The following is an 8,315-nucleotide window of genomic DNA, read 5'->3' as shown; positions in this document are numbered from 1 at the left end:
AAACTACAACCCTCACGTGCCACTCTCAGGGCTTAACTGACGACACGCCGTAATACAAGCATAATTATTTTTCTGTCCAGAAAATACTGACACCAAACCCACCCGTAATCTTTTTAATTTCTAAATACGAGCAAAAAACATGATTTACAATGTATCCGTAAAATGCACTTGAAGAATCCCTTCATGAAAATTTTACGAATACATGTCATTTCTTACCAAGTAGGCGTAGGCCCTTTTACAACAACAGCAAGATCATCCGGCCTGATCCATTTTTTGAATGCAGCCTGCACTTCTGCTCCCGTTGCCTTGTAATAAGCTTTTGCCCCACGATCTGCATTATCAAGCGGCAAATCCAGATCTTCCAAATAAAGATACTGCGCGGCAATCCGGCTCAAGCTGGCTCTGGCAAGAGGCAAGCTCCGCAAGAGTGAGGCTTTGGCCAAAGAAAGTTCTTCTGCTGTGGGCGGTGCAGACTGCATGGCCTTCAGGTCTTTCATGACAACACTCTGCGCTTTACCAACTTTATCCGGATCAGCACCATAGTTGACCGTATAGGCCCCGCGCGTACGCCCCCAATCAAAGGAACTGCTTACAGAATAAACATAACCTGTCTTCACCCGCATATCTCTATACAGACGTGAGGAGAACAGCCCGCCCCCAAGCACTTCATTACCCAACTGCAGCAGGAAGTGATCAGGGTTTTGTGCCGTCAGGCCCAATGTTTCTGCCAGCACCACATCATTCTGCACGCTGCTTTTGTCCGGCACTGTTGCACGGGATGTTTTGCTCAGCGGTACGGTAGGCAGGTTAACATCAGGTGCCGGTCCTTCAGCTTTCCAGCTACCAAATGCTTTTTCTAATACAGCCTGTGCTTTTTCTGGTGTGATATCGCCTGTTACAACAATAGTTGTCAGATCCGGGCGCCATGCACTTTGGTAATAATGCAGAACATCATCACGGGTTATGCTCATAATAGATTCAGGCGTGGCATCACGCTGTGTCGGATCTGTTTCCGGCAGAATGGCGGCCTTAATCGCTTTATCAAACAGATGTCCGGGAGATACCAGTTCCCCAGCCTGTGCCTGCGCCAATTGTGTGCGTACAACCGTAAAATCTTTTTCCGGGAATGCTGGATGCAATTCATTTTCTGACAGCAGGTTCACGCCTTTTTCAAAATCAGGTGTAAGAACCTGTAGGGAGAAGTTGCCCCCTGCATCTTCCCATGCAGGCACATCATCCAGGGCTTTCTGGAAAGCCAGACGATCATGCTGCGTTGTGCCGTAGGAGAACAGAGCCTCTGTTAAGCTATGCACACCTTCCTTGCCCTTGGGTTCCTGCAATTCTGGCGTCTGACGGATTTGGCCAGAAAGCTGAATGGTGTGGCTGACATGAGATGGCCAGACAATCAGCTTGATACCGTTAGACAAAGTGCTAACCGCAGGTTGCGGTGTAGGTTTGGGTTCTTCCAGTTTGGCCAGAGCTTTTTCTGCCCATTGCGGCAGTTTTACCGGCTTATCCGGAGCTGTTGCAAAAGATTCCGCCCCGCCAAAGCCTTTGCCAGAAACAGCCTTGCCAGATGCTTCTGGGGTAAGAATGGCAGATACGGCATGTGTCGGATCAAGCAGCTTTGCAGCCAGATCATTCACTGCCTTTGGTGTAACAGCCTGATAAGCAGCGACCAGATCTCCCGGGCTATCCAGATTCTGGAATGCCAGTGCATTAGACCAGATAGATGCCAGACCACTTACAGAGTTGGCAGAAAACTGAAGCTGAGCAATTTCTTTCTGCTTTGCGGCTTCAACCAATTCTGCTGGCACGCCTTCCTTGCGGATTTTTTCCAGCACAGCCTTCATGGCGTTCATGGGGCCAGAAGCATCTGCTCCTTTGGGAAAAGCAGCAAGCGCCAAGCCAAAACCAGCTTCTTTTTTGGGAGCGTATTCAAACCCTGCGTACAATGCCTTGCCCTGTGGCACCAGATCATACAGAGCACCACGCTGGCTGGAGAGCACATCTGACAGAATATCCGCCGTTGCGAAATCTGATGAAGAGCTGCCCGCCATAGGGAATGCAAGCGTTGCAAACCCAACCGGATAATCTGTGGAAAGCGTAAGCGTTTTGGCAGGCGGTGCCACCGGAGTTACCTTGTGGCGCTGCGGCAGATCCTTCCGCGGGATATCGGCAAACGTATCCTGCACCAACTGCAAGGTAGAAACCGGGTTAATGTCACCCACAATAACCAGCACGGCATTGTTGGGGCCATACCACTTCTGATAAAAATCTCTCAGATCAGCGGCGGTGGTTTTATCAAAGGAAGGCCGCGTGCCCAGTGCATCGTGTTCGTAAGGCGTGCCTGCAAACAGAATACCCTGCAGTTGTTCCAGATAGCGATAAGCCGGGCTGGAAAGATCACGTGCAACTTCCTGCTCAATCGCGCCGCGCTCTTTTTCCCAATCTGCTTCAGACAGGGTTAAGCCGTTCATGCGTAGGGCTTCAATTTTCAGCAAAACAGGCAAATCCTGCGCCTGTGCTGTATAGAAATACTGCGTTACATCTTCTGTTGTATCTGCATTATAACTGCCGCCCAAGCGCGTGCCGATAGCTGCAAGCTGATCCTTATCCAACCCCTTGCTGCCACGGAACATCATATGTTCCAGCGCATGTGCCGTGCCGGGAAAGCCTTCTGGCACTTCTGCCGAGCCAACCAGATAGTTGATTTCCGTGGTGACAACCGGTGCCAACCTGTTAGGGACAATTACAACCTTGAGGCCATTCGGAAGCGTTGCACGCACAACCTGCGCACTGCTCAGGCTGGGGGGCACAAGCGCAGATGGCATACCCGGCGCAGCATCCTGAGCATGCGCCAATGTGGGGGAAAGAGCCGTTCCCCCCAACAGGGCCAGCGTTATGGCCAGCAGTGAAAAGCGTGTACGGGCAGCAGAAGGCTTGCGGAAAATCATTCAGGCTTCCTGTTCATGCAGAAACAGATCAAAAAAGGGAAGTTACTGCCCCAAAGCAGGCAAAGGCAACTTTTTAACCAAGGCAGAAAGTTTATGCCGCCGGAGTTCAGACCGGGCACGTGCATCTTCTGTCATGTAATTTAACTGGATGGTGTAGCGCTGCCCCACAAACTGTTTATGCCCATGCCATGTGGTTGGGCCGTTGGGGAAAATCAGCAAAGTGCCATCTACAGGCGGCACTTCCTTGGCGTAATCCTCAATATCATGCGGGCCGCGCAAAAGGCGCAAACACCCTTCCTGCCGCTCCCATGCTTCACCCACCCCTGATGGATTGAGGTACAACAAAATGGTTACGCGTTTGGCTAATGAATCTGTATGGATACGCCCATCTTTTTCACGCGTGCGCCCACGAATGGTAAGCATGGACGGCGCGTGTTCAAGATTGAGATGAAATTTTTCCGCTACAATCGCCTTTAGCCGTGGCCCTTCCAGTTCTTCCACCAGATGTTCCATAAGGGGAGAAAGCTGCAAGGACTCTGGCGGGAAAGACCCCCCAGACACAATATGCGGCCGATGCGCAAACAAACGCCCCAGATCTTCTGAACGGATAAAATGCGGCACCACCACATGCGGGAAAGGATCAGGCATAACAGACGCCTGCTCCAGTGCTGTATAATCCGGCTGGATAAAAGTATCTGACGTTGTCATGCCGTAGTGTCCGCACAAATGAGGGTTTGCTATGCGGACGGTAGAAGGGATAAGCGGCAGAAACAAGGCCTGCCAGAACGCACACCGTGTTTCTCTGCTTTTTCGCTATATTTTTGGCCGATACCTACCGTATTGCCTTCAGGTTACCTCTTTTTCCGTCTGGCAGCCGGATCATATCCACCGCCACCTGGGCCTAATGGCCGTGGCACCTTATCCTTTTTGGGTTTACGCCCACTTGTTTGCGCCTTTCCTGCGGTTGAAGCCGCTACCGGTGGCGGTTCCAACCCAAGCTGCAAGGCTTCCAGCCGCTGAATTTCATCTCGTAGACGAGCCGCCGTTTCAAACTCCAGCTCCGCTGCGGCAGAACGCATGCGCTTTTCCAACCCGGCAATAGCGGTACCCAGATCCTGCCCCACAAACTCAGCAACACCGGTATCTTCATCCGGCGCGATGGTAACGTAATCCTGCTCGAACACAGAAGATACAATATCGCTGATATTCTTGCGCACGCTTTGCGGCGTAATACCGTGCTCTGTGTTCCACGCTATCTGTTTTTCACGCCTGCGAGCTGTTTCCTCTACGGCGTATGTCAGAGAATCCGTCATTTTATCTGCGTAAAGCAGAACCCGACCCTCTACATTTCGGGCCGCACGGCCAATAGTCTGGATAAGAGATGTGCGTGAACGCAGGAAGCCTTCCTTATCTGCATCCAGAATAGCTACCAGCGAACATTCTGGAATATCCAAACCTTCTCGCAACAGGTTAATACCAATGAGCACATCAAACGCGCCCATGCGCAGGTCTCGGATAATTTCTATGCGTTCCAGTGTATCTACATCGGAATGCAGATATCTTACCCGAATACCGGCTTCGTTCATGTAATCGGTTAAATCTTCCGCCATGCGTTTGGTCAGCGTTGTCACCAACACACGTCCACCCTTGCCAATGGTGGCGCGGCATTCTGCCAGCAGGTCATCTACCTGATGCTCAACAGGCCGAATAATGGTGATCGGGTCCACCAACCCGGTTGGGCGAATAACCTGTTCAGCAAACACACCGCCTGTGCGTTCCATTTCCCACGGGCCGGGCGTAGCACTTACAAAAAGGCTTTGAGGGCGAAACTTATCCCACTCCGCAAAATTCAAAGGCCGGTTATCCAGACAGGAAGGAAGCCGAAAGCCAAACTCCGCCAACACAGATTTACGCGCGTGGTCTCCTCGTTCCATACCACCAATCTGCGGCACGGTTACGTGGCTTTCATCTACAATCAACAGCGCATCTTCTGGCAGATATTCAAACAGGGTTGGCGGTGGGTCACCCGGTTTGCGGCCAGAGAGATAGCGGGAATAGTTTTCAATCCCCTTACACACACCTGTTGTTTCCAGCATTTCCAGATCAAAGGTGGTGCGTTGGTCCAGCCGTTCTGCTTCCAGCAGCTTGCCAGCCTTTGTAAACACATCAAGCTGTTCGCGCAGCTCCTGCTTGATGCCTTTGATGGCCTGATTCAACGTAGGGCGTGGGGTCACGTAATGGCTGTTTGCGTAAACGGTAATTTCCTGCAGATCAGCCGTTTTTTCACCCGTTAGCGGGTCAAACTCTATAAGCCCGTCAACTTCATCCCCAAACAGGGAAACACGCCAGGCTCTGTCCTCATTCTGCACAGGAAAAATATCTATTGTTTCACCCCGGACACGGAAGGTGCCACGCGCAAACGCAGCATCGTTCCGACGGTACTGGAGTTCAACAAGGCTTTTTATCAGCTTGTCCCGGTCAATCTCTCCGCCCAGTTCCAGCTTCACCACCATGCGGGAATAGGTTTCTACAGACCCGATACCGTAAATGCAGGACACAGAAGCCACGATAATCACATCGTTCCGTTCCAGCAGCGCCTGTGTGGCGGCATGGCGCATACGGTCGATTTGTTCGTTTATCTGGCTGTCTTTTTCAATATACGTATCAGAACGTGGCACATAGGCTTCTGGCTGATAGTAATCGTAATAACTGACAAAGTATTCCACAGCGTTATTGGGGAAAAACTGCTTCATTTCCCCATAAAGCTGGGCTGCCAATGTTTTGTTGGGTGCTAAAATAAGTGTTGGCTTTTGCGTGGCCTCAATAATCTTAGCCATGGAAAAGGTTTTACCAGAACCCGTAACACCCAGCAGAACCTGATCACGCTCTCCAGCTTCCACGCCTGCCACCAGTTCACTAATAGCTTGCGGCTGATCACCTGCCGGTTCGTATTCGGACACCACTTCCATACGCTTAAGGCGTGGGCGCGGAGCCTGCTTTTCCGGCTCGAACAGAACTGGGGGGAGACTGGCTGCACGCTCGCTTAATGAAGGGCGCTTTTTGCCACGTGCCGCAGAAGAAGAAGTTTTGGAAGCCATTGCCCAAACATGGGCTGCCGCAGCCCCTTGCGCAAGATATGAAAGCGTACAGACCCCGACAAAACAGACCTAACGTACCACATGAAACAGGATACGGGATAGCGGGGTATGGGAAAGCACAATCACCACCAGCCCTAGCCCGATGCCAACACGCCCGCCAATATAGGTGCATGCCTGAGAAAGCTCATCCCGGCTGGCCATATCCATAAACGGATCAAGCCCTTTATAATCAGCCAATGCCCGCATGCTGCGATAACGGGAGAGCGCATCTACCCCTAACCCGGCACGGCTAAACTGCTGGGCACTGTACTGATCCAGATCTTCTTTACGAAACTGGATAGCTCCACCCCGATGGGAAACCTTTTTAGGCCCACCCCCAAATATTTCGAGAAATCTGAGCCTTCGGGCCGGAATACCCAAATATTCCGCAGCCTCTGCACGCCCCAACAACTGTTGGAGCGGAAACATACAGACTGTCGCCTGCTCAGGTTCAACCTGATAAGGAGGATGCGGCTCTTTCATAACGTAACAGAGTGCGAAAAAAGCCGCATCTGAGTCAATGCGTATGGGCCACCGCCAGCCTTGCGGCAAGAACAGGGCTAGAAAAGCCAGCCCTGCGCCTGTTACGCCAGATTAAGCCCGCAATGGCGGTGCCATAAACTCTGGCCCTACCGGATCTTTGATATCCTTGGCCAAGATGGCATCAATAGCTTTCATGTCTTCTGCATCCAGCTTCCAGCCAAAAGCATCATCCACGCCTGCAATCTGTTCTGGCTTACGCGCACCCCACAACGCAATTGTCGGTCCACGGTCCAGCACCCAGCGAATAGCCAATGCCAGCATGCTTTTGCCATACTTGTTGGCAATGGCTTTAAGATCTTCCACCGCCTGCAAATACTGACCAAAACGCGGTTGCTGAAATTTGGGGTCTGTTTTGCGCAGATCATCCCCTTCAAACTTCCGGTCTGCCGTCATACGGCCAGAAAGCAGGCCACGGCACAGCGGGCCATAAGCCAGCACAACCAGATTGTTCTTTTCTGCATATGGCAGCACATCGCGCTCAATTTCACGCTCAAACAGGTTGTATGGCGGCTGCACGGCAGAAACAGGAGCAAACTTGCGGAATTCATCCATCTGTGCGGGTGAGAAGTTGCTCAACCCCAAGGCTTTAACCTTGCCGCTTTTTACCAGATTTTCCAGAGCACGAGCTGTTTCTTCAAACGGCGTACGCGTATCGGGCCAATGTACTTGATACAGATCAATATAATCTGTGCGCAGACGGCTTAAAGACTTTTCAACTTCTTCTTCAATCCGTGCGGGCCGACTATCTCTGAAAACCTTGCCATCCTGCCAGTTCAGCCCAACCTTGGTAGCCAGAATAACGCGGCCACGCCGGCCTTCCAACGCCTTGCCGATAACTTCTTCAGAATGCCCAAATCCATAGACTGGTGCTGTATCAATCATGTTGATACCAAGCTCCAGAGCTTCATCTATCGTCTTGCTGGCGTTTACATCATCTGCGCCGCCCCACATGGAACCACCAATGGCCCACGTGCCTAGCGCAATGCGGGAAGCAGGTTTGGCTATACCCGGAATGGCAATTGTATCTGCCGACATAAGATGCGCTCCTTGATAGCTGGTTTGTATTTTCCGTGCGCAACATCCACACGGTTATGGCTTTATTTAACACGCATTTTCTGCATTGGGGCAAAGGGAAAAAACAACCAAATCCCTTTTACGCAGATAAGGGTTGACCAGTATTCATGACCTTCTACACTTCCCGATCATGAAAACATCATGCCATTCCTGCCTCCCCCGCTCCGGTGTTCTTGCTATTGTACGCAGGCAAAATAATTTTTTGCTTGTCCGCCGTGCCAATGCGCCAGATGCCGGGCTATGGGGTTTTCCGGGAGGACGGATTGAACCGGGAGAAACAATTTTCCATGCTGCAGAACGTGAACTGTTAGAAGAAACATCCTTACCTGCAAAAGCAACTTCTGTAATAGATGCATTTGACAGCTTGCATTATGACACCAATGGAAAGCTGGCGTTCCATTACATTATCCTTGCTGTAAGATGTGAAGAGCACGAACACACCCAGAACCCGGTACAGGCTGGTGATGATGCCTTGGAGGCATGCTGGTTTTCCTATCAGGAAATCAGCACATTGGGGGCGCGTGCCAGCGCACGGCTGCATAGTCTGGCACGTCAGATTCTGAAAATGGAAGATCCCACTCACCTTATCTGACGTGCAGAGAGT

Annotated in this window: 6 protein-coding genes; 1 reads left to right on the top strand and 5 read right to left on the bottom strand. The window is 51.4% G+C overall.

Going from position 1 to position 8,315, the window contains the following annotated elements; translation table 11 throughout:
* Nucleotides 1–212: 212 nt before the first annotated feature.
* The 5 genes from APA10_RS02090 to APA10_RS02070 form a co-directional block, all read right to left on the bottom strand.
* Nucleotides 213–2,957 carry a M16 family metallopeptidase gene (locus APA10_RS02090; RefSeq protein WP_003629228.1) on the bottom strand — a complete coding sequence of 915 codons (2,745 nt, stop codon included), beginning with the start codon at nucleotides 2,955–2,957 and terminating at the stop codon, nucleotides 213–215.
* Between the two features lie 42 nt (nucleotides 2,958–2,999).
* Nucleotides 3,000–3,665 (bottom strand): 2OG-Fe(II) oxygenase family protein, encoded by a 666-nt coding sequence (locus tag APA10_RS02085; RefSeq protein ID WP_003624793.1) that lies wholly within the window; start codon nucleotides 3,663–3,665, stop codon nucleotides 3,000–3,002.
* A gap of 143 nt (nucleotides 3,666–3,808) precedes the next feature.
* Nucleotides 3,809–6,055: an excinuclease ABC subunit UvrB gene (uvrB, locus tag APA10_RS02080; RefSeq protein ID WP_003629227.1), complete on the bottom strand. Its 2,247-nt coding sequence runs from the start codon at nucleotides 6,053–6,055 to the stop codon at nucleotides 3,809–3,811.
* 69 nt (nucleotides 6,056–6,124) lie between these two features.
* A complete protein-coding gene (locus APA10_RS02075; RefSeq protein WP_003629226.1) occupies nucleotides 6,125–6,577 on the bottom strand; it encodes a hypothetical protein in 453 nt (150 codons plus the stop codon).
* A 111-nt stretch (nucleotides 6,578–6,688) separates the two neighbouring features.
* Complete coding sequence (locus tag APA10_RS02070; RefSeq protein ID WP_003629225.1) at nucleotides 6,689–7,672, bottom strand: aldo/keto reductase; 984 nt, start codon at nucleotides 7,670–7,672, stop codon at nucleotides 6,689–6,691.
* A 133-nt stretch (nucleotides 7,673–7,805) separates the two neighbouring features.
* Here APA10_RS02070 and APA10_RS02065 point away from each other — a divergent pair, with 133 nt between their 5' ends.
* Complete coding sequence (locus APA10_RS02065) at nucleotides 7,806–8,303, top strand: NUDIX hydrolase (RefSeq protein WP_174714279.1); 498 nt, start codon at nucleotides 7,806–7,808, stop codon at nucleotides 8,301–8,303.
* Nucleotides 8,304–8,315: the final 12 nt, after the last annotated feature.

It is taken from the genome of Acetobacter pasteurianus subsp. pasteurianus LMG 1262 = NBRC 106471 (assembly GCF_000285275.1).
GTDB classification, from domain to species: Bacteria; Pseudomonadota; Alphaproteobacteria; order Acetobacterales; family Acetobacteraceae; genus Acetobacter; species Acetobacter pasteurianus.
This window is presented reverse-complemented; position numbering and strand designations above follow the sequence as displayed.

Bases quoted from the DNA above. Each gene is read 5' to 3' on its own strand.
- uvrB (WP_003629227.1), bottom strand. From the start codon at position 6,055: ATGGCTTCCAAAACTTCTTCTTCTGCGGCACGTGGCAAAAAGCGCCCT.
- APA10_RS02090 (WP_003629228.1), bottom strand. From the start codon at position 2,957: ATGATTTTCCGCAAGCCTTCTGCTGCCCGTACACGCTTTTCACTGCTG.
- APA10_RS02075 (WP_003629226.1), bottom strand. From the start codon at position 6,577: ATGAAAGAGCCGCATCCTCCTTATCAGGTTGAACCTGAGCAGGCGACA.
- APA10_RS02070 (WP_003629225.1), bottom strand. From the start codon at position 7,672: ATGTCGGCAGATACAATTGCCATTCCGGGTATAGCCAAACCTGCTTCC.
- APA10_RS02085 (WP_003624793.1), bottom strand. From the start codon at position 3,665: ATGACAACGTCAGATACTTTTATCCAGCCGGATTATACAGCACTGGAG.